This is a genomic window from Couchioplanes caeruleus, from assembly GCF_003751945.1.
Classification (GTDB): domain Bacteria; phylum Actinomycetota; class Actinomycetes; order Mycobacteriales; family Micromonosporaceae; genus Actinoplanes; species Actinoplanes caeruleus.
The window spans coordinates 5,915,144-5,941,592 of sequence record NZ_RJKL01000001.1 but is presented as its reverse complement, the minus strand read 5'-3'; the positions used below and the strand labels follow the sequence as shown (position 1 = coordinate 5,941,592).

Below are 26,449 nucleotides of genomic sequence, written 5' to 3'. Positions count from 1 at the left end.
AAAGGGTCAAAGATCTGTCGTTTAGCCGACAGGATCCCCGTCCTTCGCGCCGCTGCGTCGTTGCAGCCTTCGTGATATCGCCCCTGACGTGCCCGCAGTGCTGACCGCATGCGCATCTGTCTGCTCACCGGGGGCGGCTATCCGTTCCGCCGGGACGCGCTAGGCGGCTGGTGCCGGACGCTCGTCGACGGTCTCGGCCGGTTCCGCTTCGACCTGGTCACCGTCTCGGACCGCGAGCCGCCGGGCGGTCCGGCGTATCCGCTGCCCGCCCATGTCACCTCCGCCCGGACGGTCGCGCTGCCCCGGGAGACGCCGCGACGCGAAGGCAGGGACGAGCACGCCACGGCGGCGGCCGTGCTCCTGTGCCGGGGACTGGTGCTGGAGCGGGACGACCTGTTCGCCAAGGGACTGATGGGGCTGGCGGTGCTGGCCGACGGTGGCGGCGTGGCCGCCGGGGCGCCGCTCAACGCCGTACCCCTGGCGGACGTGCTGCTGGAGGCGTGGCGCGCCGGGCGGGCCTCGGGCGCCGACGAGCGGCTGCCGCGGCTGAGCCTGCGGGACGCACGCACCGCGGCCACCCTGCTGCGCCACGCCGCGCGGGCGCTGGCCGTACCGTTACCGCAGGCCGACGTGGTGCACTGCGTGGGCGGCACGACCCCGCTGCTGGCCGCGCTGGCCGGCCGCTGGCGCACCGGGACTCCGCTGCTGCTCACCGAGGCCCGGGCGCCCGTGGCCAAGCTGCGGGCGAACGAGGAGCGGCTGTCCCCCGCCGTGCAAACCGTGCTGCGCCGCTTCCGCCGGGCCGTCGCCCGTACCGGGTACGACGAGGCCGGGCTCATCGCGCCGCTCAGCGAGTACCACCACTCCTGGGCGCTGCGGCACGGAGCCGAGCCGGACCGGCTGGTTCCGGTGCCCGCAGGCGTCGATCCGGGCGACTTCCCGTGCGCGCCGGAGTCGCGTACCCCGCCGGCGATCGTGTGGGCGGGCAACGGCGGGCCGGAGAGCGGCCTGGACTGCCTGCTGGCGGCCTTCACCCAGGTGGCCGCCGCCGTACCGGGCACCGTGCTGCATCTGGTCGGCGTCACCCCCGCCCACGAGGACCACTGCGCCGAGCAGGTCGAGCGCACCGGGCTCGGCCGGGCGGTCCGCCTGCACCCGCTGCCCGCCGATCCCCGGGACCGGTACGCCGCCGGCCACCTCGTCGTGCACGTGCCGGGGCCGTCGGATCCGCCGTACCGGTTGATCGAGGCCATGATGTCGGGCCGTGCGGTCGTCGGGGTGGACGTCGGTCCCGTCGCCGAGACGCTCGGCGACGCCGGCGTCGTGGTGCCGCAGCGGGATCCCGGCGCGCTCGCGGCCGCCTGCACGGCGTTGCTCACCGCGCCGGCCCGCCGGCGCGCCCTCGGCGACGCGGCCCGCCGCCGGGCCCTGGCCTGTTTCACCGCGGACCGGGTCGTCCGCGTCTACGGCGCGCTCTACACCGACCTGGCCGGCCCGGCGCCGGCGCCCTCCTACGAGCTGACCCTGGCCGTTCCCGCGCCCCGCGACGCGCGCCCGGCCACCGTGCGATGGCTCGCCGGAGCCGGGGAGGACCGGTGACCGCGGACCTCGCCCTGCACGGCGGCAACCTGCGCGCGCCCGCCCTCGGTGCCACGCTGCTGCGCTGCGCCCTCTACCTGGGCCCGCTGAGCGTGGCGGTGGCGGCGGCCGGCCCGCTCGGCCGGGTCGCCCGGCCGGTGACCGCCGGCACGCTGCTGCTCGGCTGGAGCCTCGCCCACGCCCTCACCGGAGTCGGCGCCGTCATCGCCCGGCGCTCCGGACGCGGCCCGGCCGCCACGGTCGTCGCGCGGGGCTTCGCCGCCGCGGCCGCGCTGTGGGTGGCGCTCGTCCTGGTCGCGCCCGCCGGCCTGATCGGCCCGGACCGGGGACTCGCCGTCACGGTCGGCCTGTGCGGCCTGCTCTCCCTGGGTACGGTCACCGTCGCGCTGGTGACCCGTACCGAGGCGGCGGTGGTCCGGTGGAGTCTGCCCTGCTGGCTGCTCGCCGCCCTCGGCATCGCCGGGACCGTAGGCGACACGCTCGCCGAGACGGTGCCGGTCACCGCGCTGGTCCCGGGCGCCGTGGCGCTGGCCGCCGCCCGCGCGTTCCGACCGGTCCTCGGCTCCTCGCCGGTAGGCCGGCTGCGCCCCGGCGACCTGCGCCACGGCGGCATGCGTCTGCTGCTCGGCGCGGCGCAGGCGGCCTGCGTCGCACTGCTGTGGCACGCGGGCCCGCCCGCCGCCACCTCCCTGGCGGTGGTGCCGCTACTCGCCGCCGGACCGATCCTGGAGGCGCTGATCGCCTGGCATCGCCGCCAGGTCCAGGCGGGACTCGACGTCTCCGAGAGCGACGCGGAGTTCCGCGAGCATCTGAGCGGCGTCACCGTCGTGACCATCGCCGCGCTGCTGCCGCCGCTCGCGGCCGGGACCGCGCTGGCCGCGGCCGCGTACCGGATGCCGGGCGGTACCCGCGGCGCCGTGCTCGTCCTCGCGGGCGGAATCCTGCTCAGCGGCATCCTGGCGATCACCCTGCTGCTCGGCTGGCGCGGGCGTACCGGGATCGCGACCCTGCTCGCCGCCGCCCCGCCGACCGTGGCGGTCGCCGTGCCGGCCGTCGGGGCGCCGCCCGTCGCGCCGTTACCCACCGCCGTCGCCCTGCTGGTGGCGACGCACCTCGCCGGCCTGCTCATCGTCGCCCGTACCGCCGCTGACCCCCGGAGGACGCCGTGAAGACCCTGTTCCCCCCGTACGCGCAACCGTCGCCCGAGCTGTCCGTGGACCCCGACACCTGGATCGTGCAGGACCGGCCCGGCCCGCCGCGCACGGCGCACCAGCGGCTGGGCCGCGTCGACCTGGACTGGGGCGGGCGCTCCCTGGCAGACGTGCTCGGCGACGTGGACGCGTGGCGCGAGGACGGCGTCCAGGGCCTCTTCCTGGACCGGGCGCCCGCCGGATCGAGCGGGGTGGGGCCGGTGGCGCTGACCGTACGGCTGGCCGCCCGCCGCGGCCTGCACCGGATCGTGCTGAACCCGGGCGTGCCCACCCATCCGCTCTACCGCGACCTGGGCGTGAAGATCTGCACGTTCGACGGGCCGTGGTCGGCCTACCAGGGCTGGGACGGCGACGGGGTCCGGACCGGGGACGGCCACCTCGTGCACGGGGTGCCGCCGGAGCTGCTGACCGCCGCCCGCCGGCTGATGGGTCGCCGCGGCGCCGGTTTCGGGCTCGCCACCGACGCCGGGCCGTACGTCAGCGGAGCGGCCTCCGGGGGCGGGGCTGGCAGCGCGGGCAGCTGTACGACGAGCGGTTCATGAACTGCTCGCGACGCAGGGCGGTGCCGCACCGGTGGCAAGGCTGTCCCTCGCGCCCGTACGCGTGCAGCGCCCGGTCGAAGTAGCCGCTCTCCCCGTTGACGTTGACATAGAGCGCGTCGAAGCTGGTTCCTCCGGCGACGATCGCCTCGGCGAGGACGTCGCGCACGTGGCCGAGCAGCCGCCGCACCGCCGGCGCGGTCAGCGCGTCCGTCGGCCGGGCACCGTGCAGCCCGGCCCGCCAGAGCGCCTCGTCGGCGTAGATGTTGCCCACGCCGGAGATCAGCGTCTGGTCGAGCAGTGCCCGCTTGACCTCGGTGTGCTTGCGCCGCAGCGCCGCCACGAACGCCTCGTCGTCGAAGAGGGGGTCCATCGGGTCCCGGGCGATGTGCGTGATCTCCGCCGGCAGCGTGGCGCCGCCCTCGGAGACCGACAGCCCGCCGAACGTACGCTGATCCACGAAGCGCAGCTCCGGGCCGTCGTCGGCGAACCCGACCCGGACCCGCAGGTGGGTCTCGTCCGGGGCGTCCGCGGGCTGCATCAGCAACTGTCCGCTCATGCCCAGGTGCGCGATGATCGCGTCTCCGGAGTCCAACGGCAGCCACAGATACTTCCCGCGGCGGGAGACATCGGTGATCGTGCGCCCCGCGAGCACCGCCGCGAAGTGCACGTCGCCGGGCAGGTGCCGACGGATCGCGCGGGGGTGGCGCACCTCGACCGCCTCGATGCGGCGGCCGGCCACCCACTTGGCCAGGCCCTGGCGGACGGTCTCGACCTCGGGAAGCTCAGGCATCGCGCTCTCTTCTAGATGGTGTAGGGCCACACGGCCAGCAGGTACGCGCCGTACCAGAGGCCGAAGGCGGCCCAGGCGGCGATCGCCAGGACGGCCACGCGGGGACGCGCCCGGCCCGCGGCGACCACGGCCGGCAGGAGCGTCAACAGGACGGGCAACAGCAGCCGCGGCTTGGAGTGGTAGTAGCCGGCCTGGCCGTACACGAGCACCATGGCGACCACGCCGTAGACGGTGAGCGGCAGCCAGGGACGGCCGGCCAGGGCGACGGCCGCCGCGGCCGCCGCGACGAGCAGGATGAGCGCGACGCTCATCGGCACCCAACGGTCACCGGTGGTCAGCGTGTCGACGAGGAAGGTCAGCGTGCTGGCGCCGAAGTCGAAGGACGTACCCCAGCCGGCGGTCTGGATCCGAAACCAGGCGTCGGCGTCGCCTACCCGCCACCCGACCCAGCCGAGGAACGCCGGGACCCCGGCCAGCGCGACGCCGGCCGCGACGAGCGGCGGCCACTTCCGCGCCGGGTCGCTGCGGACCGCCATGATCGCGGCGACGGCCAGGGCCACCGCGGCCGCGGCGCCGGTCGGCCGGGTCAGGGAGCAGCCCAGGCCGAGCAGCCCGGCAGCCCACCACACCTTGCGGTGGGCGGCGACGAGCATCCCGGCGAGCAGGGCGAGGAAGAGGCTCTCCGAGTACGCCATGGAGAACACCACCGACATCGGCGCCGTGCAGCAGAGCGCGACCAGGGCCCAGCCGCTGCGGCGCCCGTAGAGGCCGGTGCCGAGCAGGTGCAGGGCCACGGCCGCGCCGATCGAGGCGAGCCAGCTCACCGTGAGCGCGGCGGTTCCGGCGTCCGGCCCTAACTGGGAGAGGCCCCGGATGAGCATCGGGTAGAGCGGGAAGAACGCGAGCTCGTTGCCGTCGAGGGCGCCGTCGGCTCCGTACGTGTAACCCTGCGGGTAGCCGGCGGCGGCCCTGACGAACCAGCCGCCGTCCCAGATGAGCAGGTTGGTGCGCAGCCCCTCCGGCTTCTCGCCGGCCTGGTCCAGGCGGACGACCAGGAAGATCTGCAGGATCCGGGAAAGCGCGAGGATGCCGACCGCCACGGCGGCGCCGTGCCAGCCCCCGGCGGCGTCCCAGAGGCGCTCGGGCCGGGACCGGGGAGCCGCGTCACCGTCCGTGGCCGGGACCTCGCCCGTGCCGGAGGCCACGACGCTCACCGGCCGGCGGCGCTTCTGTCGTCGGCCCCGGCGGGGTTGCCGCTGCTGTCGGCCACGGCGTCTCGGCCGTCGGCCGCGGCCACGGCGTCTCGGTCGTCGGCCGCGGCCGCGGCGTCCCTGCTGTCGGCCCGCGACAGCTCCGCGTGCCCGCCGCCCGCGACCGCCGGCGGCGGGGTCTCCGCCTCGGCCCGTTCGGTGAGCGTGCGCCAGGCCGCCGCGGCGGCGCGCTGCTCCGCCTGCTTCTTACTGCGCCCGTCGGAGCCGCCGTAGCGCTCCCCGGCGACGACCACCCAGGCGGTGAAGGTCTTGGCGTGGTCCGGGCCGGCGTCGTCGATGACGTAGTCCGGCACGCCGAGGCCCAGGGCCGCGGTCAGCTCCTGCAGGCTGGTCTTCCAGTCCAGGGCGGCGCCGCGGCCGGCCGACTCGGCCATCAGCGGATCGAACAGCCGGTGGATGACCTCGCTGGCGGTGTCGAGCCCGTGCTCGAGATAGATCGCCCCGAGCAGCGCCTCCAGGGTGTCGGCGAGGATGCTCGCCTTGTCCCGGCCGCCGGTGGTCTCCTCGCCCTTGCCCAGCAGCAGGTGCGGTCCGAGGCCCTTCGGGCCCAGCGTGCGGGCCACGTCGGCGAGCGCGTGCATGTTGACGACGCTGGCCCGCAGCTTGGCGAGCTGCCCCTCGGGCAGGTCCGGGTGGTTGTGGAACAGCGCCGAGGTGATGACCACGCCGAGGACCGAGTCGCCCAGGAACTCCAGGCGCTCGTTGGTGGGCAGGCCGCCGTTCTCGTACGCGTACGAGCGGTGGGTGAGCGCCCGTTCGAGCAGCTCCGGCTCGAGGGGAACGCCGAAGGCCTCCTCGAGCGGCTCGGTGGAGGGCCGCAGCCGCCTCTTGTCGATACTGCTCATGAACCACCTCTTGCGCTCTGCGGATCCGGGGTCTTGCGGTCCGTCGCCGGAGCCTCGGGACCGATGATCAAGTCGGCGATGGCCGGGACGGCGGCCCGGCGGTGCAGGGCGGCGGCGAAGCCGATGCCCGCGGCGATGTCCGCTCCCGACGCGGCGCCGTGGCAGACGACCACCGTGCCGCCGACGCCGAGCAGGACGGCCGCCCGCGGCGGTACCTCGCCCGGGTTCGGGGCGCCCAGCAGCGCGTACGCCGTTTCGAGGCCCTTGAGCAGGACGTTGCCGGTGAAGCCGTCGGCCACCACGACGTCCGCGGGCGCGCCGGTGACCACGTCGTTGCCCTCCACGAGGCCGGCATAGCTGCCCCCGGCGGGCAGGTCGAGGGCGGCGAGGACGGCGGGGACGGCGCGGCGCAGGCGGTCACCCTTGCCGCGTTCGGTGCCGATGGTGAGAAGGCCGACGCGGGGGGCCGCGACGCCGTGCACGACCGAGGCGTACGCGGCGCCGAGGCGCGCGTGCATGGCGAGGGTGGTCTCGTCGGGGTCGACGGACGAACCCACGTCGAGCAGGACGATCCGGCCGGCGGCGGTGGGCAGCACGGCGGTGAGGGCGGGGCGGCGTACCCCGGGCCAGCGGCCGAGGCCCAGCGCCGCGGAGGTGACGGTGGCGCCGGTGTTGCCGGCCGAGACGACGGCGTCGGCGAGGCCCTGGGCGACGGCCAGCACGGCCGAGCGCACCCCGGACTCGACGCTGCTCACGTCCCGGTCCTGGGCGTGCGGGCCGGTCGGCGCCGCGACGGCGCACACCCGGCCACGATCCGCCGGACCCAGGGCGGCAAGAACCGCGTCGGCCGCTTCCACCGGGCCGACGAGCAAAAGCTGGAGGGCCGGGTCGGCCTGGCAGGCGCGCAGAGCGCCGTCAACCACGACGGCGGGAGCTTGGTCCCCGCCGAGGAGGTCGACGGCGATCCGCGCGGTGCCCGGCTCCCGCACAGCGCCGGCCTCGCGGCCGGCCTGCGTCGGGCCCGGGGCACCGGACGTTCGCCGCTGCTCAGGCTCGACCCGCCCGATGATCGGGCGCGTCACTCCTCGAGGCTCAGACCTCGAGGACCTGACGACCGTTGTAGGTGCCGCAGACCGAGCAGGCGGTGTGCGGCAGCTTCGGCGACTTGCACTGGGGGCAGGCCACGGTCGATACCGCGGTCGCCTTCCAGTTCGCCCGGCGGGACCGGGTGTTGCTGCGCGACATCTTGCGCTTCGGGACGGCCACGGTACCTACTCCTCGTTCAACTTTTGCGGGTGTTGCGGCGAAGCCGCCCTCGGCAGCTCAGTCAGGTTTTGCGGGTGTTGCGGCGAAGCCGCCCTCGGCAGCTCAGTCAGGTTTTGCAGAGCGGCCCAGCGTGGATCGACTTCCTCGTGGCTGTGATCGGCCGGGAGGTCGTCGAGATGCACCCCGCACTCGGGGCACAACCCTGGGCAGTCCGGCCGGCAGACCGGGTTCGTCGGCAGTGTGAGCACCACCGCGTCGCGGACCGCCGGTTCCAGGTCGATCAGGTCGCCCTGCATCCGACCCACCTCGTCCTCGTCCGTCGTCTCCTCCGTGGTGCTGTCCTCGTAGGCGAACAGCTCCGCGATCGAGACGTCGAACGACTCGGAGATCTCGTTGAGGCAGCGCCCGCACTCACCGGAGAGTGAGCCGCGCACGTTGCCGCTGACGTACACGCCCTCGGAGACCGACGTCAAGCTCACATCGAGCTCGAGGTCGGAGCCCTCGGGCACCGAGATCAGCTCAAGACCGAGGTCCGCCGGTGCCGGGACGACCCGCTTCAGGGCACGCGTCGCCCCGGGCCGGCGCGGGAGCTTCGTCGTGTCGACGACCAGCGGCTGCCTGGGATCGAGGTGTTTCTGCGGTGACTTGGGCATCGTGAATCCTCAGCCTTGGGTAGGCCGACAGGAAAGGTTACCTGAGCAGGGTCGGCAGCGTCGAATCGCCCCCGAAGGCTCAGAACGGCAGCGGCCGCTCGCTGTCTTCGCCCTGGAAGGTGCCGATCTCGCGCAGCGCGTGCATCTTGTCGCGGCCACGCTCTATCGACGCCAGGGCCCGGGTGAGGAACTGCTCGAAGTTGGCCAGGGCGGTGTCGACGTAGTCGTCGACCTCCTCCCGCAGGCGCTGCGCCTCGGCGCGGGCCTCGGCGATGATCCGGGCACCCTCGTGCTCGGCCGATACCGTGATCTCGTTCACCGACACGAGCCGGGCATGTTCCGTCTCGCCCTCGCTGATGATCCGGTCCGCCTCGCGCTTGCCGGCATCGATGATCTTGTCGCGCTCCTCCAGGAGGGCGACGGCCCGGCGCAGGTCCCCGGGGAGCTCCGAGCGCAGCTCGTCGAGGAGCGCCACCATCTCGGCACGGTCGAACATGAAGTTGGTCCGGGACATCGGGACGGACCGTGCCTGCTCCACCATGGAGATGATCTCGTCGATGCGGTCGAGCGGATCCACCGGCGCCTCACTCCTGTCAGACAGCACTCACGCTGAGTGGTGCGATCACGTTACTGCCGAACCCGGCGACGAAGCCGCGAAGGCCACGCCGTCAGTTTTGCCGCAGCCTCGTCACGAGCCGCTCCCCGACGAAGTCCGGGACGTACGGCGACGCGTCCCCACCCCACTTGACCACGTCCTTGACCAGACTGGAGGAGAGGAAGGAGTAGAGCGGGTTGGTCGGCATGAACAGTGTCTCCACGCCGGAGAGGCCGATGTTCATCTGCGCCATCTGCAATTCGTAGTCGAAGTCGCTGACCGCCCGCAGGCCCTTGATCACCACGGCGGCGTCCTGCGCCCGGCAGAAGTCGACCAGGAGACCGTGAAACGACTCGACGCGGACGTTGCCGTAGCCAGCGGTCGCCTCGCGGAGCATCCCGATGCGCTCCTCGACGCTGAACAGGCCGGTCTTCGAGTGATTGATCAGCACGCCGACGATCACCTCGTCGAAGAGCCGACTGGCCCGCCCGACGATGTCGAGGTGGCCGTTGGTGACGGGATCGAAGGATCCGGGACAGACCGCTCGTCTCATGATCGGCGACCGTACCAAAGTGTGGTCTCGCCGTAACGACGACTGCGGTCCGCGGTGATGCCGTCCACCCACTCCAGGGGCTCGCCGCGCACGGCCGTCCGCGAGGACCGCTCGAAGGTCACCACGGCGTCCACGGCGAGCCAGCCGTTCTCCACCAGCAGCCGCTGCACCTCGGCGACCTCGTCGTCGGTGACCGCGTACGGCGGGTCGGCGAACACGACGTCGTACGGCCCACCCTCCGGAGGGGCGGCGATCACCTGGGCGACCCTGCCGGTGACCAGCCGGGCGGCGCTGCCCACCCGCAGCGCCACGATGTTGTCGCGGATGGCCCGGGCCGCCTTGCCGTCCGCCTCGACCAGCAGCGCGTGCGCCGCCCCGCGGGACAGCGCCTCCAGGCCGATCGCGCCGGAGCCCGCGTACAGGTCGGCGAAGCGGGCGCCCTCCAGGTCGGTCATCGTGCCCAGGGCACTGAAATAGGCCTCCCGCACCCGGTCGGAGGTGGGCCTGGTGAGCGCGCCGGGCGGCGCGGCCAGCCGGCGACCGCCATGGGCGCCGGCGATGATCCTGGTCATGCGGCGACGCTACGCCACCCCTCCGCACCCACCACTGCGGAGTGAACTTTTGCCTCCCAAATAGCACTCAGCGCATCGACTTCGTCGCCTTCCGTATAGCGAGGATCTCGAATATATATCGAAGCAATATGCGGTTTCTGCGCCATTCTTCGGATTGATCCGCAAGAGTGCCCGCCGGCGGTTTCGGCGGGCGGCACCACTGTGGATCTTTCGGACACCGCGCGACCGGGCGACGCTCCGGCCCGAGTGACGGATCGGCGCCTGACCTGGGCATATGCGCGGTTTTCCGGGGTGTGGCGACGGTCACGTTCGGCGCCTGCGCCACTCGTCCGGGTGACGGCGACAAGGGCCGATCGACACCCACCGCATCGACTCGCGGGCTTTCCGTGGAGCGATCGTCTCGGATCCGCATCAAGAGCCTTAGCCGATCCTGAGCCACTTCCCAGATTCCTCTCCGTCGCTAAGGTCAGCCGCGCCGACGAAACGCTGTCGGCTCGACGACGTGGGGAGGCGTCGTCTCCGGCCCGCCGTCGCCCGGCGCGAGCCGCCGTCTCCCCTGTGTCGTGGCCCCCCCTTGTTCGACCGCCCTCAGGAGTACGCGTGAAGTTCAACTCCCCGCTACGCCGCGCCGCGACCGTCCTCGCCGGCGCACTCATCGGTTTCGGTGGAGCCGCGGTCGTCACCGCGCCCGCCAGCGCACACGCCTCGACCGTCAGCGGCAAGGCCGTCTGCGACACGGCCACCGGCACGCGGATCGTGACCTGGACGCTCACCAACGACTATCCGACCGACGCCACCGTCGCGGACCTCACCACCACGCCCACCGCCGTCGAGAAGGCCGCCGCGGGCAACCTGGTCATCCCCAAGTCGGCGCACGGGCGCGACGGGGAGCTGACGCTCACCCAGCAGGTGACCGGCGACGCCCGGGAAGCCACCATCTCCTTCACGTCGATCTGGTCGGCCGACGGCTATGTGGACGAGCACAACTCGGCACGCGTCGACCTCAGCGAGCCGTGCGCGCCGGTCGAGACCCCGTGCGTGGAGGCGGGCAAGGCCACGTTCCACCACACCTTCGGCGTGAACGGCAAGAGCTCCACCGCCACGGTGTCCCTGGACGAGGGCGTCAAGCTGTGCGAGGGCGAGCCGGTCACGCTCGTCTCCTACTTCACGCCCAGGCCGCAGTTCTCGGTGCCGCAGTACGAGTTCGACCGCGACACCGGCACGATCACCAACGAGCAGCGCTCGGTGACGCTGGAGGTCAGCGTGCCGGACTGCAACACCCAGGTGGACCTCTTCTTCGGCAGCGACAAGGACATCATCTCGGAGATCACCGAGAACGGTCCGCGCTACGGCGACAAGAAGCTCGGCAGCAAGAGCGGCCTCGGCGCCCGCTCGAAGGGGCCGCATGGCTGGTACAACGGCGGCCAGCAGGGCTGCCAGACCCCGGCCGTCGAGCCGCTGTCGCAGTGTGACGGCACGATCGCGCTGAACCTCAGCAACAACGGCGAGATCAGCCGGTACGCCGTCGACTTCACGGTCACGGCGGGCGACTTCCGCAAGACCGTCACCATCGACGCCGGCAAGGGCGAGACCGTGACCGTCCCGGCGGGCGCCGGCACCGTCACCGTCAGCGCCGAGGGCATGGACGACGTCACCTACGACTGGGAGCGGTCCGAGGACTGCGAGTGGCCCACGGTCATCGTCGAGAACGACTGCGAGACCGTGGCGATCACCGTCGAGAACCCCAAGGGCGTCACCCCGGCGATCGCGAAGATCACGTACGGCGACAAGACCGAGACGATGACCGTGGCGGCCGGCAAGTCGGAGCAGGTCGCCTTCAAGCTGGGCAGGGCCACCTACGCGACGATCGACCTCCCCGAGCTGGGCGTCGAGCCGATCAAGGCCACGCTCGAGGGGCTCGAGTGCGAGAACGGCGGCGGTGGCGGCGGCAAGGCCGACGAGCCCACCCTGCCCGTCACCGGCCCGGTGGCCGGCGGCATCGCGGGCGGCGCGGCCCTGCTGCTGCTCGCGGGCGGCGCGCTGTTCCTGATCTCCCGCCGTCGGAAGATCACCTTCACCGCGTAAGGCACGACCCGACGGAGACGCGTCAGGCACGACCCGACGGAGACTCGGTCAAGCACGACCCGACGAAGATGGGCGCGCCGGCACCTGCCGGCGCGCCCGCTTCTCATTCCCGACCGGCGGAGATCCAGTCCTTCGGCGCGAAGCTCAGGTTGCGGCCTCCCTGGACGAGGTCGGCCGCGCTGTCCAGCCGGGCCTTCTGCGCCGGGCTGAGGCGCACCCGCAGCGCGCCGGCGTTCTCGGTCACCCGCGCCGCCACCCGGGTACCGGGGATCGGCACGACCGGCAGTCCGAGCGCTTCGCCCCGGGCCCAGAGCCAGGCGAGCGCCACCTGCGCCGCGGTCGCTCCGGTTTCCCGACCGACCTCCCGCACAAGATCGACGATCCGCTGGTTGGCCGCGAAGTGCTCGACGAACCGGGGTTCTCCGCGCAGGATGCCGGCCGAGACCTTCTCCGGCGTCATGGCGCCGGTCAGGAAGCCCCGCCCCAGCGGGCTGTACGGCACGAATCCCGCCCCGACCTCGCGCGCCGCCGGTACGACCCGGGCCTCGACGTCGCGTGACCACAGGCTCCACTCGCTCTGCACGGCGGCGATGGGATGCACCCGCGCAGCGGCCCGCAGCTCGTCGGCGGTCACCTCCGACAGGCCGAGGTGGCGGACCTTGCCCTCCGCGACGAGCTCGGCCATCGCCCCGACGGTCTCCTCGATCGGGATGTCGAGCTGGCGGCGATGCAGGTAGTACAGGTCGATGACGTCGGTGCCCAGCCGCCGCAGGGATGCCTCGCAGGCGCTGCGCACGTAGTCGCGGTCTCCGCGGGTCGCCTTGATGCCGGGGGTGCCGACCGCACCGGTGATGCCGAACTTCGTCGCGAGGCTCACCTCGTCGCGCCGGTCCGCCAGGAGCCTCGCGATCAGCTCCTCGTTGGTCCCGGCCGGCCCGGTGCTGCCGTCGCGCGGCCTGCCGTAGACGTCCGCGGTGTCGATGAACGCCACTCCCTGGTCCACCGCGTGGTGGAGGGTCCGCAGGGCCTCATCCGGATCGGTGTCCCCATAGGCGTGGCTGAGCGCCATGCCGCCGAAGCCGATCCGGCTGACGTGCAGCCCGTCTCCGAGGGCGACGGTGGGTACGGTAACGGTCATCCCAAGCTCCTCTGCTGGGCAAGGATCGCCGGATCGGTCACTTTCGAGGCGTCGCAGTCGCGGCCCTCGGAGATGAGTCCGACGTAGTGGTCGATCTTGTCCTCGATGGCGTGGAGGTCGCCCTCCAGTTGTGCGAGATGCGCGCGCACGCGCTCGCGATGTTCTCGGAGGAGGGCCAGTCGCCGCCCGTGGGTGGCCGCACCCTGCCGGGTCATCGCGATGAAGTCCTTGGTGTCCCTGACCGGCATGCCGGTGCGACGCAGCCGGACGACCAGCTCGATGACCCGGACCGCGGCATCGTCGTACGCCCGGTGACCGCTGGCGTCGCGATGCACGCTCGGTATGAGGCCCTCCGCCTCGTACCAGCGCAGCGTGTCCTTGGAGAGGCCGGTCCGCTCGGCCACCTCGGCGATCGAGATCGCGGGGCTCACCATGTCGCCAGCTCGTCCGCGCCGATGATCCCGATCCCGGCGGCGCGGAGCTCGGACAGCGTCCGGTCGTGGGCCCGGTCGCTGGTCGCCGCGCAGGCGTCGGCGACCACGGTGACCGCCCAGTCGCGTGCGGCGGCGCTCCGGGCCGCCAGCGCGACCCCATGGTCGGTCATGAGGCCGGTGAGCAGGAGGCGGCGGGTGTGCAGCCGGTCGAGCAGGACCGGCAGCTCGGGAACGTCGAAGACGTCCCGGCCATGCTTGGTCACGACCGGGTCGTCCTGCTCCGGCTCGAACCCGGCGACGAAGGACGCATCCGTGCTCTCCGGGTCGGCGCGCGAGGTGTCCGTCGGATCGGCGGAGAGGTATCGGCTGCAGATCACCGGCCAGCCCCGCGCGCGGGCCGCGGACCGGACCCGTCGCGCTCGTCCGGCGGCCGAGGCGTCGTGTGCCGTCCCGGCGATCCAGGACTGCCAGTCGATCTCCAGCAGGGTGGTGTTTCCGGCTTGCTTCCCCATGGCGTCGACGCTACGGGGTGGAGTGCGCTCCAACGCAAGCCGGAAGATCGCTGCTACGAGAGGAGATCCGGGGGCCGGAACGAGCCGTCGGGCTCCGGGTGCCACTCGTGTACCGCCGAGACCGCGTTCACCGGGATCGGGGCGTACAGGTGCGGGAATTGCATGCCGCCCGGATCCGGGGGATCACCGTCCTCCCACCTCACGGGCGCCGGCAGCAGCGCCTCGTCCAGCACGAGCAGCACCAGATCCGTGCGTCCCCGGGCGAGCAGGGTCGCCGGGATGTGGACCTGCTCCGGCGTGGAGCAGTGGATGAAGCCCTGCGTCGCCAGGGAGTCGGCACGGTAGGTGCCCGTCGCGGTCGCCGCATCCCACTCGGCGCGGGGGCAGAAATGCAGGATCATCCCTTCTCCAGATACTCGGCTCGTTCCTCGTCGACCAGGGCGGCCACGGAGGCGGCCAGCGCCGGATGCCGCTCGAGGGTGGGATCGTCGCCGACCAGCTCGGCGGCCTCGGCCCGCGCGTCGGTGATGAGCTTGCTGTCTCGCAGCAGGGACAGCAGCCGCAGGTGACTGTGCCGGCCGGACTGCGACGCGCCCAGCACGTCGCCCTCGCGGCGCTGCTCCAGGTCGAGCTCGGCAAGCTTGAAGCCGTCCGTCGTGGACGCCACCGCGTCCAGGCGTTCGCGGGCCGGCGTGCCCTCCACCGCCTCCGTGACCAGCAGGCAGATGCCGGGCGCCGAGCCCCGCCCCACCCGGCCGCGGAGCTGGTGGAGCTGGGAGACGCCGAACCGGTCCGCGTCCATGATGATCATGACGGTCGAGTTCGGCACGTCCACGCCGACCTCGATCACCGTCGTGGCCACCAACACGTCCAGCTCGCCGGCGGCGAACCGGCGCATCACCGCGTCCTTCTCCTCGGCGGGCAGCCGCCCGTGCAGGACTCCGATCCGCAGGCCGTGCAGCGGACCCTCCTCCAGGATCGGCGCCACGTCGAGCACGGCCAGCGGCGGGCGGCGGGCGGACTCCGTGTCGGACGGGGGCTCGCCGTCGTCCTCGGCACCGGCCGCGTCCCCGATCCGCGGGCACACCACGTACGCCTGATGCCCGGCCCGGACCTCCTCCTTGACCCGCTGCCAGGCCCGGTCCAGGAACGCCGGCCGCTCGGGTGGCACGACGTGCGAGGCGATCGGCGAGCGGCCGCGCGGCAGTTGGGACAGCGTCGAGGTCTCCAGGTCGCCGTACACGGTCATCGCGACCGTCCGCGGGATCGGCGTGGCGGTCATGACCAGCACGTGCGGCGGCTGGGCGGCCTTGGCCCGCAGGGCATCCCGCTGCTCGACGCCGAAGCGGTGCTGTTCGTCCACCACCACCAGGCCGAGATCGCGGAAGTCGACACCCTCGTACAGAAGGGCGTGCGTGCCCACGACGATGCCCGCGCTGCCGTCGGCCACCCGGGCGAGCGCGGCCCGGCGCGCGGCCGCGCCGAGCGAACCGGTGACCAGCGTGAGCTGCGTGCCCGCCGGATCGCCGTCGATCTCACCGGCCCGGCCCAGCGCGCCGAGCTGGGCGCTGATGCTGCGGTGGTGCTGGGTGGCGAGCACCTCCGTCGGAGCGAGCAGCGCGGCCTGCCCTCCGGCGTCCACGACCTGGAGCATCGCGCGGACGGCGACCAGCGTCTTGCCGGAACCTACCTCGCCCTGCAGCAGCCGGTGCATCGGATGGGCGCGCGCCAGGTCCGCGGAGATCTCCTCGCCGACCCGCGCCTGCCCCTCGGTCAGCTCGTAGGGAAGAGCCGCGTCGAACGCGGCCAGGATCCCGTCGTCGCGTCGTGGTCGCGACCGTCCGGGAGCGGCGGCCGCGCGGGCCTTGCGCTGCACGAGCGTGAGCTGTACGGCGAAGGCCTCGTCCCACTTCAACCTGTACTTCGCCTTGAACAGCTCCTCCTTGGAGCTCGGCCGATGGATCTCCCGCAGGGCGGTGCCGATGCCGACGAGGTTGCGGTTTGCCCGGACCGCCCCGGGCAGCGGGTCGTCGGGCGGCTCGAAGGTGTCCAGCACGGTCCGCACGCACTTGGCGATCGTCCACGTCGGCACGGCGGCCGCGGCCGGATACACCGGGATGAGCGCGCCGGCGAACTCCTCGATCTCCTCGGCGGCCTCGTCCTGCGTGGCGTCGGCCCGCAGCAACTGGTATGCGGGCCCGTTGAGCTGCCGCTTGCCACGGAAGTCGGTGACCTTGCCGGCGAACAGGCCCCACCGCCCGGTGCGCAGCTCCCGCTCCCGCCAGGCCTGGTTGAAGAAGGTGCAGGTGAGCGTCGCGCCGGAGCCGTCCCCGATGCTGATCTCCAGCATGGTGCCGCGGCGCTGACGCATCGGGCGTACGGTGGCGCTCTTGACCTGCGCGAGCAGGGTGACCTGCTCACCCACCTGAAGCTGCCGCAGGTCGGTGTGCTCGCCCCGCTCGTCGTACCGGCGCGGGAAGTGGTAGATCAGGTCGCCCGCGGTGTGCAGGTCGAGATGCGTCGCCAGCGCCTTGGCGGTCCGTTCCCCGAGCACCTTGCGCAACGGGGTGGCGGTCGTCGTCGCCGTGGTCGTGTCGCTCATTCCACTCCTGCCAGGAGGTGGTATCGGGGCTGGCCGCCCGTATAACACTGCACCTCGACGAAGGGCCACGCCTGCGCGAGGTGCGCCCGCAGCGTCTCCTCGAGCGCGGCGGGGGCGTCGGCGCCGAGCACGAGGGTGACCAGTTCGCCACCGCCGCCGAGCATCCGGTCGAGGAGCCGCCGGCTGACGTCGGCGAGGGCCGCGTCGCTCGCCGTCCCGTCCTCGGGGCCGCCGCTGATCACGTTGACCTCGCCGTCGATCAGGCCGAGGAGGTCGCCGGGGTGGCAGCGGCCGGCGACGGTCAGCGCCTCCCGGGCCGCCGTCGTCACCTCGCCGTAGCGGCAGGCGCCGGCCGCCTCGGCCATCGCGATGACGTCGTCGTCGAAGCGCCGCTGCGAATCCCGCACCGCGAGCGCGGCGAGGGCCTGCACGGGAGAGCGGGTCGGCACCACCACGACCCGGGTGCCCGCGGCGGCGGCCTCCTGGGCGGCGGAGACGGCGACGGCGTGGGTGTTGGCGTCGTTCGGCAGCAGTACGACCCTCCGCGCACCGGTCTGCGCGACCGCCGCGAGCATCTCCGCGGTCGACGGGTTGCGCCCGACCACGACCGTTCCTTCGTCGACGAAGAGCGAGGTGAGCCCCTCCCCGGCGGCCACCACGACGGCGCCGCGGTCCCCGGTCTCCCAACCGCCGGTCTCCGCGTGCTCCTCCAGGAGGTTCTCGTCCCCTGCCCCGGCTCCGGGCTCGGCCTGGGTGCCGGGGTCCGGGTGCGTCGCGTGGGGGTGGGCGTGATCGTGGATACGGTCCTCGAGCCGGTTCACCGAGATCCGGTGCGGCCGCCCGGCGACGATCCCGGCCTCGATGGCGGCACCGATGTCGTCCACGTGGACGTGCACGTTCCAGGTGGGCGGCCGCCCCTCGCCGGTGCCGACCACCACCAGCGAATCTCCCAGGCCGTCGAGGGTCCGCTTCATGACCTCGACCGCCGCCGGCTCGGCATCGAGCAGGAACTGCACCTCATAACCGAAGCCACCATCCGGGAGCTCACCCGGAACCGGGACGGTCGTCGCCGTCGCGGGGCTCGCCGGCTTCCCGTCGGCGGCCGTGGTGCTGAGCGCCTCGACCAGCGCGTCGAGCAGCAGCACCAGCCCTCGGCCGCCCGCATCCACCACCCCGGCGTGCGCCAGCACGGGGAGCTGCTGCGGCGTGCGGGCCAGCGCCTCGGCCGCCGCCCGGGCCGCGGCCCGGGCCACCGCGAGCAGGTCGTCGGACTTGATCCCTCCCGCGCCCTCCGCCGCGGCGGCCGCCACGGACAGCACAGTGCCCTCGACGGGACGGGCGACCGCGGCATAGGCGGCCTCGCTCGCCGTCCGCAGCGCCGTGGCCAGCTCCGCTCCCCGGACGGATACCGCCGTGGCGAAGGTGTCGGCCATGCCCCGCAGGATCTGGGAGACGATGACGCCGGAGTTGCCACGGGCGCCCAGCAGCGCACCGCGAGCCATCCGGCGCATCACCGGCCCCAGCAGAGTGCCGTCGGGGCCGGGCTCGGCGGTGTCCCCGGTCTCCGGGGCGTCCGGGGGCTCCTCCAGCGCCTCCTGGGCCGAGGTCAGGGTCAGGACCAGGTTGGTGCCGGTGTCGCCGTCCGGCACCGGATAGACGTTCAGCTCGTCGATCTCATGCTGGTGGGCCCGCAGCGCGGCGAGTCCCGCGCCACACCAGCGATGCACTGCCGCGGCGTCCAGGGTCTCCAGCACTAGAAAAGCGTACTAACCACCTCCGACAAATGGCGGCTGCGCCCGGGGCGAGAGGGCGATTGGCTGTCCGCCCGGGCCATCGGGTAACCTGGCCAGGTTGCCCGAGCGCAGTCTGCCCGGGGCACCCTCAGTTCGCAGCCGGGTCTCGGCCTTGCCCGCCCGGCGTATCAATCCCAGGAGTACCCCGTGGCTAGCGTGTGCGACGTCTGTGGCAAGGGACCGGGCTTCGGCCACAACGTGTCCCACTCGCACCGGCGGACCAACCGCCGCTGGAACCCGAACATCCAGTCGGTGCGCACCCCGGCCGGTGGCGGCAACACCAAGAAGGTCAAGGCCTGCACCTCGTGCATCAAGGCCGGCAAGGTCGTCCGCGCCTGACGTGCGGGCGCCGGGCCTGACCGCCCGACCCTGACCTCAGCACTTCCCGTAGCCGCCGGGTCCTCGTGACCCGGCGGCTACGTGTGTATCCGAGCCGGAACAAAAGGATCAAAGCACGCGGGCGTAGGACAGCACCCCGGGCTCGCCCTTGTAGTAACCGAAGTCCTCGATCCGCTCGTAGCCGTACTTCTCGTACAGCGCGACGGCCTCGGGCTGCTTGTCGCCGGTTTCCAGGATCACCCGCTTGCGGCCCCGCTCCCGCGCCGACTCCTCGATCGCCGCCAGCACCCGGCGCGCCACACCGCGCCCGCGGGCCGCCGCGATCGTGAACATGCGCTTGAGCTCGGCGTCGTCGCCGTGCTCCCGCCAGCCGCCGCAGCCGATCAGGCGCCCGGATGCCTCCTGCGCCACGAAGAACGCCCCGCCCGGCGGGGCGAAGTCCGCCGCCGCGACCGGGGTGTCGTCACCGCTGCCGCCGTACCTGCTGCTGAGCTCGGCCATCGCCTGGCCGATGAGTTCCTGCACCGCGGGCTCGTCGAAGCGGACCTCGCGGATCTCGATCTGTTCCACGCGGCAACGCTAGCCGGACCGCTCAGCGGAAGTGATCCCAGCCCGTCCCGCCCTGCCAGGGCTTGCGGTCGACGGTCACCCCGGTGCCCTCGTGCACGCTACCGACCACCCGCCACTGCGGCGGCAACGTCACCCCGGCCGGGAACGTCGCGGCGAGGGCGTGGTCGTCGCCGCCGGCCAGGAGCCAGACGTACGGGTCCACGCCCAGCGCCGAGGCCGCGTCGCGCATCTGGTCCGGGACCTCGAACGCGTCCCGCCGGATGTCGATGCCGACCACGCTGGCGGTCGCCACGTGGCCGAGGTCCTGCAGCAGCCCGTCCGAGACGTCGATCATCGAGGTCGCGCCGAGCTGCGCCGCGGCCGGCCCCTGCACGTACGGCACCGCCGGGCGCCGGTACGCCTCCACCAGCAGCTTCGGCGTCCGGAAGCCGCGCGACAGGACCGTGTAGCCTGCCGCCGCGTAGCCCGTACGCCCGGCGAGCGCGACGACGTCGCCCGGCTGGGCCCCGCTGCGCAGGACCGGCGCCCGGCCGCCGAGGTCGCCCAGCGCGGTCACCGCGATGGTCAGCGTCGGGCTCGACGACATGTCGCCGCCCACCACGGTCGCCCCGACCAGGGCGGATTCCGCGGCGAGCCCCTCGGCCAGCTCCTCGGCCCAGGCGACGTCCAGGTCCGTCGGCACGCAGAGCGCCACCAGCAATCCCGTCGGCGTGGCGCCCATGGCCGCGATGTCGGCCAGGTTGGCGGCGGCCGCGCGGTGACCGACGTCGGCCGCGCTGGACCAGTCCCGCCGGAAGTGCCGGCCCTCCACGAGGACGTCCGTCGACGCCACCGCACGGCCGTCGGGCGCGGCCACCACCGCGGCGTCGTCGCCCGGACCGAGCACGTCGGCCCGGCCGTCCCCGAGCCGCGCGACGATCCGGGCGATCAGCCCGAACTCTCCCGCCTCCGCGATGCTCACGTCCACCGTTCCCTCGTTTCCCCGTCGCGGTGCGCGAATTCATCCCGCGCCGTTATGTTGAAGCCCGCCAGAGCGATGCGTGCCGCCAGGACCGCGCTCCGTACTGTAGTTTCACGTTCGGGTCGCCGGCGGCGGCGGATAGGAGTCGGATCGTGGTCCAGGCATACATCCTCATCCAGACGGAGGTCGGAAAGGCCCGTGACGTGGCCGCCGCTATCGACAAAATTCAGGGAGTGGTACGCGTCGACGCGGTCACCGGGCCCTACGACGTGGTCGTCCTCGCGGAAGGGCACAGCGTCGATGAACTCGGTCGGATGATTGTGAGCAAAATCCAGTACGTCCCGGGCATCACCCGGACCGTGACGTGCTCCGTGGTAAATCTCTGACATGGTCGACGTGGAGCCCCGCACCGAGTCTCAGCCACCCACCAGGGATCCGGTGACGCGCAGCGCCGCGTTGTGGGCGACCGTCGTCGCCGTGCCGGTGGCGATCCTCGCCGGGCTCCTGATCTTCTCCCAGATGGCACCGGGCGACACGAGCGGCAAGGCGGCGCCGACGGCGAGCGCGACCCAGCCCGTGGTCGTGCCGGGCACACCGGTGCAGTTGGCCGCGCCGAAGCTCGCCGGCCGGACCAAGCAGGTCTGCCTGGCGGTCACCTCGCAGCTTCCGACGCGGGTGCGCGATCTGGCTCCCCGCAAGGTCAGTGCCGGCCCGGAGCAGAACGCCGCCTACGGCGAGCCGCCGATCACCGTGGCCTGCGGCGTCCCGCAGCCCCGGATGTGCAAATCGCTGACGGAGACCGGCTCGGGCTGCGTGCCGATGGACACCGAGCTGATGAACATGAACCGGGTCTGCTGGTACGCCGACCAGCAGCCCGCCGCCACCACGTTCACCACCATGGACCGCGAGGTGCCGGTCCAGGTGACCGTGCCGAAGCACTACGCGCAGGCCGCGCAGTGGGCGAACGAGTTCTCCGACACGGTGGTGGAGACCGACAAGTCGATCACCCAGGGCGTGCCCTCCGGCTGCGTCTGAGCCGGGCGGGCCCCTGCCGGCCTCAGTGCAGGCCGGTGCCGCGGCGCAGGGCGGTGCGGATCAGACGGTCGACGACCTTCGGATAGTCGAGGCCGGTCGCGGCCCACATCAGCGGGAACATCGACGTCGGCGTGAAGCCCGGCATGGTGTTGATCTCGTTGAGGAAGATCTCGTTGTCGGCGGTGACGAAGAAGTCGACGCGGGCCAGCCCGGCGCAGTCGAGCGCCGTGAAGGTGCGGCAGGCGTACTCCTGGACCTTCCGGGCCACCTCGGGCTCGAGGTCGGCGGGGATCTGGTACGGCGTGCCGTCGCCCAGGTACTTCGCCTCGAAGTCGTAGAACTCGTCGTCCGACGTGGTGACCATGATCTCCGCGAGCAGGGAGGCCTCGGCTCCCCCGGCCGCCTCGCCCTCGAGCACGCCGCACTCGATCTCGCGTCCCACGATGGCGCCCTCGACCAGCACCTTGGGGTCGATCCGGCGGGCGCCGGCGATCGCCTCGTCGAGCTGGGACCAGTCGGTGACCTTGCTGATCCCGTAGGAGGATCCGGCGCGCGACGGCTTGACGAAGACCGGCAGCCCGAGCCGCTCCTTGTCCGCCTCGGACAGCGACTGACCGGCCCGCAGGACCGCGTACGGCCCGACCGGGATGCCCTCGGCGGCGGCGAGCTTCTTGGTGAACTCCTTGTCCATGCCGGCCGCGGAGGCGAAGACGTTCGCGCCGACGTACGGGATCCCGGCCATCTCGAGCATGCCCTGGATCGTGCCGTCCTCGCCGTACGCGCCGTGCAGGACCGGGAACACGACGTCCACGCCGGAGAGGACTGCGACCCCGTCGGCCGGGTCGACGACCATGAGCCCGGAGGAGGTGGGGTCGGGGGGCAGCACCACGGCCCGGCCCGACTCGACGGTGATCTCCGGGAGCCGGCCGCCCTCGATGGCGAGCTGCGCCGGGTCGCTTCCGGCGAGCACCCAGGCGCCCTCGCGGGTGATCCCGACCGGCACTACCTCGTACACGTCGGGGTCGAGCGCGGCCAGGATGCCGCCGGCGCTCACGCACGAGATGGCGTGCTCGGTGCTGCGACCGCCGAACACGATCGCCACGCGGGTTCTGCGAGGGGTCGTCATGGAAAGGGCTCCTCGTTGCCGGACCTGGGGGCTGCCTGCCGCGGGCATGCCGGGAAGACCCTACTCTGCGTAGAGCACTTTCCGGATACGGCAGGTACACCTCGACAGACGTCCCACGCAGAGTCGATGACATCGGCACCGAGGGTGTCAGCTCGCGGCCTGGCGGCGGATCGCCACGTCGCGCACCAGCCAGTGGCAGAGCAGGGCACCGAGCAGGGTCACCGTCAGCGACAGGAGCGCACCCACGGCCGAGCCGCCCGCCAGGACGGCGCGGCGGGTGAGGCCCGCCGCCACGAAGTGGCGCAGGTGGGACACGACCAGCAGGATACCGAAGGCGCCGACCCAGTACTTGACCGCCGAACCGGCCACCGTCATCCAGGGGCTGAAGCCCGGGTCCGTGGCGGCGCCGGCCACGAGGGCGGCGGCCACCAGGCCCACCACCAGAGTCAGGGCGACGAACAGCAAGGGAAGTCGGTTGTCGCGGGAAGGTCAGGCGGCCGCGAACGTCTGCGGCAGGACGCCCTCGTCCCACAGCCGGTCGAGATGCGCGAGGAAACCGACGAGACTGCGCTCCAGCTCACGCCGCTCCTCGGCGGCGAGCGTGGCCAGCGGGTCGGAGAAGACCAGGCCCTCGGGGTGTCTGGCCCGGGTGCCGACGAACCGGTGGCAGGCGGAACACCAGACGTAACTCACCAGGGTGGGCCGCCGGGCGCTCTCCGGAACATTCACGTACGCGCGCACACTGCGACGACCGCAGGCGGGACACTCCCGTTCCCCAGGGTCGGCGAAGAAGCTCTCGCCCTGCGCGAGCGCGGTCACCTCGGCGCCGCTGAAACTGCTCCACTCCATGGCGAGAACCGTAGATCAGGCCTCGTCCAGGGCCGCGGTGAGATCGGCCAGCAGGTCGGCCGCGTCCTCGATGCCGCAGGAAAGCCGGACGAAGCCCGGCGCGGTGTCGTCGCCCCACTGCGCCCGCCGGTCGGCCGTGGTGTGAAGCCCGCCGAACGACGTCGCCGCGAACACCAGCGCCGAGGCGGTGAGGAACCGGGCCACCCGCTCCGCGTCGCCCAGGTCGAACGAGACGATGCCGGGGATGCGTCGCATCTGCGCCCGCGCGCGTGCGTACGACGGGTCGGTCTCCAGCCCCGGCCAGCGCAACCCCGTCACGTCGTCGCGCCCGGCGAGCAGGCCCGCCACCGCGGCGGCGTTGGCGCTCTGCCGGGCCAGCCGCAGGTCCAGCGTGGCCAGCGAGCGGTGGGCCAGCCAGCAGTCGAAGGCGCCGGGGATGCCGCCGGTCTGCGCCCGCCACGTGGTCGCCCGGTGCAGCAGCTCGTCGTCGCGGGTCGCCAAATATCCGAGCAGCAGGTCGGAGTGGCCGGTCAGCGCCTTGGTGCCGGAGGCCACCACCAGGTCGGCGCCGAGGTCGAGCGGGCGCTGCCCGAGCGGCGTCGCGGTGGTGTTGTCCACCGCGACAAGGGCGCCCGCCGCGTGCGCGTCCGCCGCGACCGCGCGCACGTCACAGACGTCCAACCCGGGGTTGGCGGGGGTCTCCAGCAGCACCAGGCGCACACCCTCGAAGGAGGGGTACGGCCCGGAAGTCGGCGCCAGCACCGTGCCGACGCCCAGCTCACGCAGGGTGCCCTCGGCGAACGCGCGCACGGTGAAGTAGCCGTCCGCGGGCAGCATCACCGTGTCGCCGGGACGCAGCACCGACAGCAGCAGTGCGGTGATGGCGGCCTGGCCGCTGGCGAACGCCCGGACCGCGCCGCCCTCCAGCTCCCCGATCGCCGCCTCCAGCGCACGCCGGGTCGGGTTGTCCGGGCGGCCGTACCCGTCCTCCCCGGCTCCCTCGACGGGATCCAGGTGGTACGGCGCCGCGAACACCGGGCCGGGCAGGAACGGCCGGCCCGGCACGGGCGTGGGTAGACCGGCGTGTACGACCCGCGTGCCGTCGCCGGTCATTCCGGCTTCATCTCGCGGCCCATCAGCAGCTTCACCGCCACCCGCGGGTCGACGCCCTCGTGGCAGACCCGCTCCACCTGCTCGGTGATCGGCATCTCGACGCCGTGCGCCCGGGCCAGGTCGCGGATCGCCAGGCAGCTCTTCACGCCCTCGGCGGTCTGCTTGGTCGACGCCTGCGCCGCCTCCAGCGACTCGCCACGGCCCAGATGCTCGCCGAACGTCCGGTTGCGCGACAGCGGCGACGAACAGGTCGCCACCAGGTCGCCCAGCCCGGCCAGCCCGGCGAAGGTCATCGGGTCCGCGCCCAGCGCGACGCCGAGCCGGGCCGTCTCGGCCAGACCCCGGGTGATCAGCGAGGCCTTCGTGTTGTCGCCCATGCCCATCGCCGTCGCCATGCCGTACGCGAGCGCGATGACGTTCTTGACCGCGCCGCCCATCTCGCAGCCGATGACGTCGTCGCTGGTGTACGGCCGGATGTACGGCAGCGCGAGGGCCTGCTGCACGAGCTGGGTGCGGGCCGGGTCGGTGCCGGCGACCACGGTGGCGGCGGGCTGCTCGGCGGCGATCTCGGGGGCCAGATTGGGACCGGAGACCACGACGACCCGGCCCGGCTCCACGCCCGCGGTCTCGACGATGACCTCGCTCATCCGCTTGGTCGTGCCGAGCTCGATGCCCTTCATCAGCGACACCAGCGTCGCGCCGGAGGGCAGGTGCCCGGCCCAGTCGGCGAGGTTGCCGCGCAGCGTCTGCGACGGCACCGCCAGGAATACGATCCCGGCTCCCTCGACCGCGGCGGCGAGGTCGCTGGTGGCGGTGATCCGCTCGGGCAGCTTGACGCCGGGCAGGGCACTCTCGTTGACGCCGTACTCGCGGATGGCGGCGGCGACCGTCTCCCGGCGCGCCCAGATCGTGACGTCGGATCCGGCGTCGGCCAGGATCTTGGCGACCGCCGTGCCCCAGGCCCCGGCGCCCAGCACCGCTGCCCGGCTCATGCTGACTGCTCCGAGGCCGGGCCGGTGCGGCGGTGGGCGGGCGCCTCGAAGAGGCCGTCCGGTGGCGGCTCCTGGCGCAGCTCGGCGAGCAGGTCGCGGCCGGCCAACTGGATCGCCTCGGTCATCTGCTCCAGCACCGCCCGGGTCGGCGCCTCACCCTGCCAGCGGCTCAGGTCGACCGGCTTGCCGGCGACGACGCTGACCGCGCGGCGCGGCCTCAGCGAGATCTTCTTGGTCCGTACGTCATGCACCTGCTGCGACCCCCAGGTAGCCATGGGAACGACCGGAGCACCGGTGAGCAGCGCCAGCCGGGCCGCGCCGGTCTTGCCGCGCATCGGCCACAGCTCCGGGTCGCGGGTCGTCGTGCCCTCCGGATAGATCACCACGACGCCGTCCTGCCGGAGGACGTCGACGAGCGTGTCGAGCGACTTCACCGCCTCCACACTGCCGCGTTCGACCGGGATCTGCTCGACCTTGCGCAGCATGAAGCCCACGAAAGGGATTTTCCAGATGCTGGCCTTGCCGAGGAAGCGGGGCCACCGCTTGGCCGCGTAGATGTAGTGGGCCACGAGCAGCGGATCGAACTGCGACATGTGGTTCGGCGTGATGATGAAGCCGCCGGCGGGCAGGTTCTCCATGCCGTACCAGCGTCGCTTCGTCCAGTACCACATGGTCGGCAGCACCAGCGCCACCGCCAGCCGCCGCCAGAACCCCAGCTTGCGCTGCGCCACGGTATCTCCTCCGTCCCCACACCCTGGGACGAAATCATGCCTGCTCGCCGTCGCCGGAGCCAGCGCGGGGCGGCCCGACCCCCGGCCCGGAGCCGGCCGCGGACGCGCCGGAGCGCGGACTGACGCGCCGCCGGAGCGCGGACTGACGCGCCGCCGGAGCGCGGACTGAGGCGCCGCCGGAGCGCGGGCCGGGGCGCGGCCGGAGCGCGGACTGAGGCGCCGCCGGAGCGCGGGCCGGGGCGCGGCCGGAGCGCGGGCCGGGGCGGCCGGGG

Annotated in this window: 30 protein-coding genes; 7 read left to right on the top strand and 23 right to left on the bottom strand. The window is 73.1% G+C overall.

Annotation, left to right across the window (positions count from 1 at the left end; all coding sequences use genetic code 11):
• Nucleotides 1-108: 108 nt before the first annotated feature.
• From EDD30_RS26665 to EDD30_RS26655, 3 genes are read left to right on the top strand one after another with little or no spacing between them, the layout of a single operon-like run.
• Entirely contained in the window at nucleotides 109-1,599 is a 1,491-nt protein-coding gene (locus tag EDD30_RS26665) for a DUF3492 domain-containing protein (RefSeq protein WP_071805699.1), read from the top strand.
• Complete coding sequence (locus EDD30_RS26660) at nucleotides 1,596-2,768, top strand: hypothetical protein (protein WP_084556407.1); 1,173 nt, start codon at nucleotides 1,596-1,598, stop codon at nucleotides 2,766-2,768. Before EDD30_RS26665 ends, EDD30_RS26660 begins: the two co-directional genes overlap by 4 nt.
• Complete coding sequence (locus tag EDD30_RS26655) at nucleotides 2,765-3,352, top strand: Spherulin-4 (protein ID WP_071805700.1); 588 nt, start codon at nucleotides 2,765-2,767, stop codon at nucleotides 3,350-3,352. The genes EDD30_RS26660 and EDD30_RS26655 overlap by 4 nt, the downstream gene beginning before the upstream one ends.
• Here the strand turns inward: EDD30_RS26655 and mutM are convergent.
• From mutM to rsmD, 9 genes are all read right to left on the bottom strand, one after another.
• A complete protein-coding gene (mutM, locus tag EDD30_RS26650; RefSeq protein WP_071805701.1) occupies nucleotides 3,288-4,142 on the bottom strand; it encodes a bifunctional DNA-formamidopyrimidine glycosylase/DNA-(apurinic or apyrimidinic site) lyase in 855 nt (284 codons plus the stop codon). The genes EDD30_RS26655 and mutM overlap by 65 nt on opposite strands.
• 11 nt (nucleotides 4,143-4,153) lie before the next feature.
• Nucleotides 4,154-5,347, bottom strand: coding sequence for a hypothetical protein (locus tag EDD30_RS26645; protein WP_084556410.1), 1,194 nt, complete (start codon nucleotides 5,345-5,347; stop codon nucleotides 4,154-4,156).
• 5 nt (nucleotides 5,348-5,352) lie between these two features.
• Nucleotides 5,353-6,258: a ribonuclease III gene (rnc, locus tag EDD30_RS26640; RefSeq protein ID WP_071805702.1), complete on the bottom strand. Its 906-nt coding sequence runs from the start codon at nucleotides 6,256-6,258 to the stop codon at nucleotides 5,353-5,355.
• On the bottom strand, nucleotides 6,255-7,247 hold the full coding sequence (locus EDD30_RS26635; protein ID WP_071805727.1) for a phosphate acyltransferase PlsX: 993 nt from the start codon (nucleotides 7,245-7,247) through the stop codon (nucleotides 6,255-6,257). The genes rnc and EDD30_RS26635 overlap by 4 nt, the downstream gene beginning before the upstream one ends.
• Nucleotides 7,248-7,350: 103 nt before the next feature.
• Nucleotides 7,351-7,524: a 50S ribosomal protein L32 gene (gene rpmF, locus EDD30_RS26630; RefSeq protein ID WP_014694262.1), complete on the bottom strand. Its 174-nt coding sequence runs from the start codon at nucleotides 7,522-7,524 to the stop codon at nucleotides 7,351-7,353.
• A gap of 5 nt (nucleotides 7,525-7,529) precedes the next feature.
• Complete coding sequence (locus EDD30_RS26625; protein ID WP_084556409.1) at nucleotides 7,530-8,177, bottom strand: YceD family protein; 648 nt, start codon at nucleotides 8,175-8,177, stop codon at nucleotides 7,530-7,532.
• A 79-nt stretch (nucleotides 8,178-8,256) separates the two neighbouring features.
• Nucleotides 8,257-8,754 carry an ATP synthase subunit B family protein gene (locus EDD30_RS26620; protein ID WP_071805703.1) on the bottom strand — a complete coding sequence of 166 codons (498 nt, stop codon included), beginning with the start codon at nucleotides 8,752-8,754 and terminating at the stop codon, nucleotides 8,257-8,259.
• A gap of 91 nt (nucleotides 8,755-8,845) precedes the next feature.
• A complete protein-coding gene (coaD, locus tag EDD30_RS26615) occupies nucleotides 8,846-9,325 on the bottom strand; it encodes a pantetheine-phosphate adenylyltransferase (RefSeq protein WP_071805704.1) in 480 nt (159 codons plus the stop codon).
• Nucleotides 9,322-9,897, bottom strand: a complete 576-nt coding sequence (rsmD, locus tag EDD30_RS26610; protein WP_071805705.1) for a 16S rRNA (guanine(966)-N(2))-methyltransferase RsmD — start codon at nucleotides 9,895-9,897, stop codon at nucleotides 9,322-9,324. The genes coaD and rsmD overlap by 4 nt, the downstream gene beginning before the upstream one ends.
• A gap of 600 nt (nucleotides 9,898-10,497) precedes the next feature.
• On the opposite strand from rsmD, the gene EDD30_RS26605 reads away from it, so the two are divergent.
• Nucleotides 10,498-11,982: a hypothetical protein gene (locus EDD30_RS26605; protein ID WP_071805706.1), complete on the top strand. Its 1,485-nt coding sequence runs from the start codon at nucleotides 10,498-10,500 to the stop codon at nucleotides 11,980-11,982.
• A gap of 103 nt (nucleotides 11,983-12,085) precedes the next feature.
• Here the strand turns inward: EDD30_RS26605 and EDD30_RS26600 are convergent, their stop codons facing one another.
• From EDD30_RS26600 to EDD30_RS26575, 6 genes are read right to left on the bottom strand one after another with little or no spacing between them, the layout of a single operon-like run.
• Entirely contained in the window at nucleotides 12,086-13,120 is a 1,035-nt protein-coding gene (locus EDD30_RS26600; protein WP_071805707.1) for an aldo/keto reductase, read from the bottom strand.
• Nucleotides 13,117-13,554 (bottom strand): MerR family transcriptional regulator, encoded by a 438-nt coding sequence (locus EDD30_RS26595; RefSeq protein WP_071805708.1) that lies wholly within the window; start codon nucleotides 13,552-13,554, stop codon nucleotides 13,117-13,119. The genes EDD30_RS26600 and EDD30_RS26595 overlap by 4 nt, the downstream gene beginning before the upstream one ends.
• Nucleotides 13,548-14,066 (bottom strand): cysteine hydrolase family protein, encoded by a 519-nt coding sequence (locus EDD30_RS26590; protein ID WP_071805709.1) that lies wholly within the window; start codon nucleotides 14,064-14,066, stop codon nucleotides 13,548-13,550. The genes EDD30_RS26595 and EDD30_RS26590 overlap by 7 nt, the downstream gene beginning before the upstream one ends.
• Before the next feature lie 53 nt (nucleotides 14,067-14,119).
• Nucleotides 14,120-14,467, bottom strand: a complete 348-nt coding sequence (locus tag EDD30_RS26585) for a DUF952 domain-containing protein (protein ID WP_071805710.1) — start codon at nucleotides 14,465-14,467, stop codon at nucleotides 14,120-14,122.
• Nucleotides 14,464-16,668 (bottom strand): ATP-dependent DNA helicase RecG, encoded by a 2,205-nt coding sequence (recG, locus tag EDD30_RS26580; protein ID WP_071805711.1) that lies wholly within the window; start codon nucleotides 16,666-16,668, stop codon nucleotides 14,464-14,466. The genes EDD30_RS26585 and recG overlap by 4 nt, the downstream gene beginning before the upstream one ends.
• Entirely contained in the window at nucleotides 16,665-18,422 is a 1,758-nt protein-coding gene (locus tag EDD30_RS26575; protein WP_071805712.1) for a DAK2 domain-containing protein, read from the bottom strand. The genes recG and EDD30_RS26575 overlap by 4 nt, the downstream gene beginning before the upstream one ends.
• A 186-nt stretch (nucleotides 18,423-18,608) precedes the next feature.
• Between EDD30_RS26575 and rpmB the strand changes: the two genes are divergently transcribed.
• Nucleotides 18,609-18,800 carry a 50S ribosomal protein L28 gene (gene rpmB / locus EDD30_RS26570; protein ID WP_071805713.1) on the top strand — a complete coding sequence of 64 codons (192 nt, stop codon included), beginning with the start codon at nucleotides 18,609-18,611 and terminating at the stop codon, nucleotides 18,798-18,800.
• Nucleotides 18,801-18,908: 108 nt separating this feature from the next.
• Here rpmB and EDD30_RS26565 read toward each other — a convergent pair whose 3' ends face one another.
• Together EDD30_RS26565 and EDD30_RS26560 are read right to left on the bottom strand one after the other, a co-directional pair.
• Nucleotides 18,909-19,370 (bottom strand): GNAT family N-acetyltransferase, encoded by a 462-nt coding sequence (locus EDD30_RS26565; RefSeq protein ID WP_071805714.1) that lies wholly within the window; start codon nucleotides 19,368-19,370, stop codon nucleotides 18,909-18,911.
• Between the two features lie 22 nt (nucleotides 19,371-19,392).
• Nucleotides 19,393-20,331, bottom strand: coding sequence for a thiamine-phosphate kinase (locus EDD30_RS26560; protein ID WP_071805730.1), 939 nt, complete (start codon nucleotides 20,329-20,331; stop codon nucleotides 19,393-19,395).
• Between the two features lie 152 nt (nucleotides 20,332-20,483).
• Between EDD30_RS26560 and EDD30_RS26555 the strand changes: the two genes are divergently transcribed.
• On the top strand, nucleotides 20,484-20,717 hold the full coding sequence (locus EDD30_RS26555; protein ID WP_071805731.1) for an Lrp/AsnC ligand binding domain-containing protein: 234 nt from the start codon (nucleotides 20,484-20,486) through the stop codon (nucleotides 20,715-20,717).
• A 1-nt stretch (nucleotide 20,718) separates the two neighbouring features.
• Entirely contained in the window at nucleotides 20,719-21,366 is a 648-nt protein-coding gene (locus EDD30_RS26550) for a DUF3515 family protein (protein WP_071805715.1), read from the top strand.
• Between the two features lie 22 nt (nucleotides 21,367-21,388).
• Here the strand turns inward: EDD30_RS26550 and EDD30_RS26545 are convergent, their stop codons facing one another.
• From EDD30_RS26545 to EDD30_RS26520, 6 genes are all read right to left on the bottom strand, one after another.
• Nucleotides 21,389-22,492, bottom strand: a complete 1,104-nt coding sequence (locus EDD30_RS26545; protein ID WP_071805716.1) for a D-alanine--D-alanine ligase family protein — start codon at nucleotides 22,490-22,492, stop codon at nucleotides 21,389-21,391.
• Between the two features lie 147 nt (nucleotides 22,493-22,639).
• On the bottom strand, nucleotides 22,640-22,957 hold the full coding sequence (locus tag EDD30_RS26540) for a hypothetical protein (protein WP_071805717.1): 318 nt from the start codon (nucleotides 22,955-22,957) through the stop codon (nucleotides 22,640-22,642).
• A gap of 24 nt (nucleotides 22,958-22,981) precedes the next feature.
• The gene (locus EDD30_RS26535; protein ID WP_071805718.1) at nucleotides 22,982-23,341 is read right to left on the bottom strand and encodes a hypothetical protein; all 360 of its coding nucleotides are present in this window, start codon (nucleotides 23,339-23,341) and stop codon (nucleotides 22,982-22,984) included.
• A 15-nt stretch (nucleotides 23,342-23,356) separates the two neighbouring features.
• Complete coding sequence (locus EDD30_RS26530; protein ID WP_071805719.1) at nucleotides 23,357-24,454, bottom strand: cystathionine gamma-lyase; 1,098 nt, start codon at nucleotides 24,452-24,454, stop codon at nucleotides 23,357-23,359.
• Nucleotides 24,451-25,446 carry an NAD(P)H-dependent glycerol-3-phosphate dehydrogenase gene (locus EDD30_RS26525; RefSeq protein WP_071805720.1) on the bottom strand — a complete coding sequence of 332 codons (996 nt, stop codon included), beginning with the start codon at nucleotides 25,444-25,446 and terminating at the stop codon, nucleotides 24,451-24,453. The genes EDD30_RS26530 and EDD30_RS26525 overlap by 4 nt, the downstream gene beginning before the upstream one ends.
• On the bottom strand, nucleotides 25,443-26,177 hold the full coding sequence (locus EDD30_RS26520) for a lysophospholipid acyltransferase family protein (RefSeq protein WP_071805721.1): 735 nt from the start codon (nucleotides 26,175-26,177) through the stop codon (nucleotides 25,443-25,445). The genes EDD30_RS26525 and EDD30_RS26520 overlap by 4 nt, the downstream gene beginning before the upstream one ends.
• Between the last annotated feature and the right edge of the window lie 272 nt (nucleotides 26,178-26,449).

What these genes read in the sequence shown, in the direction of transcription:
- EDD30_RS26530 (WP_071805719.1), bottom strand. Translation starts at nt 24,454, where the DNA reads ATGACCGGCGACGGCACGCGGGTCGTACACGCCGGTCTACCCACGCCC.
- EDD30_RS26600 (WP_071805707.1), bottom strand. Translation starts at nt 13,120, where the DNA reads ATGACCGTTACCGTACCCACCGTCGCCCTCGGAGACGGGCTGCACGTC.
- EDD30_RS26550 (WP_071805715.1), top strand. Translation starts at nt 20,719, where the DNA reads ATGGTCGACGTGGAGCCCCGCACCGAGTCTCAGCCACCCACCAGGGAT.
- EDD30_RS26625 (WP_084556409.1), bottom strand. Translation starts at nt 8,177, where the DNA reads ATGCCCAAGTCACCGCAGAAACACCTCGATCCCAGGCAGCCGCTGGTC.
- mutM (WP_071805701.1), bottom strand. Translation starts at nt 4,142, where the DNA reads ATGCCTGAGCTTCCCGAGGTCGAGACCGTCCGCCAGGGCCTGGCCAAG.
- rsmD (WP_071805705.1), bottom strand. Translation starts at nt 9,897, where the DNA reads ATGACCAGGATCATCGCCGGCGCCCATGGCGGTCGCCGGCTGGCCGCG.
- EDD30_RS26665 (WP_071805699.1), top strand. Translation starts at nt 109, where the DNA reads ATGCGCATCTGTCTGCTCACCGGGGGCGGCTATCCGTTCCGCCGGGAC.
- EDD30_RS26525 (WP_071805720.1), bottom strand. Translation starts at nt 25,446, where the DNA reads ATGAGCCGGGCAGCGGTGCTGGGCGCCGGGGCCTGGGGCACGGCGGTC.
- recG (WP_071805711.1), bottom strand. Translation starts at nt 16,668, where the DNA reads ATGAGCGACACGACCACGGCGACGACGACCGCCACCCCGTTGCGCAAG.
- coaD (WP_071805704.1), bottom strand. Translation starts at nt 9,325, where the DNA reads ATGAGACGAGCGGTCTGTCCCGGATCCTTCGATCCCGTCACCAACGGC.
- EDD30_RS26545 (WP_071805716.1), bottom strand. Translation starts at nt 22,492, where the DNA reads ATGACGACCCCTCGCAGAACCCGCGTGGCGATCGTGTTCGGCGGTCGC.
- rnc (WP_071805702.1), bottom strand. Translation starts at nt 6,258, where the DNA reads ATGAGCAGTATCGACAAGAGGCGGCTGCGGCCCTCCACCGAGCCGCTC.
- EDD30_RS26595 (WP_071805708.1), bottom strand. Translation starts at nt 13,554, where the DNA reads ATGGTGAGCCCCGCGATCTCGATCGCCGAGGTGGCCGAGCGGACCGGC.
- EDD30_RS26590 (WP_071805709.1), bottom strand. Translation starts at nt 14,066, where the DNA reads ATGGGGAAGCAAGCCGGAAACACCACCCTGCTGGAGATCGACTGGCAG.
- EDD30_RS26585 (WP_071805710.1), bottom strand. Translation starts at nt 14,467, where the DNA reads ATGATCCTGCATTTCTGCCCCCGCGCCGAGTGGGATGCGGCGACCGCG.
- EDD30_RS26535 (WP_071805718.1), bottom strand. Translation starts at nt 23,341, where the DNA reads ATGGAGTGGAGCAGTTTCAGCGGCGCCGAGGTGACCGCGCTCGCGCAG.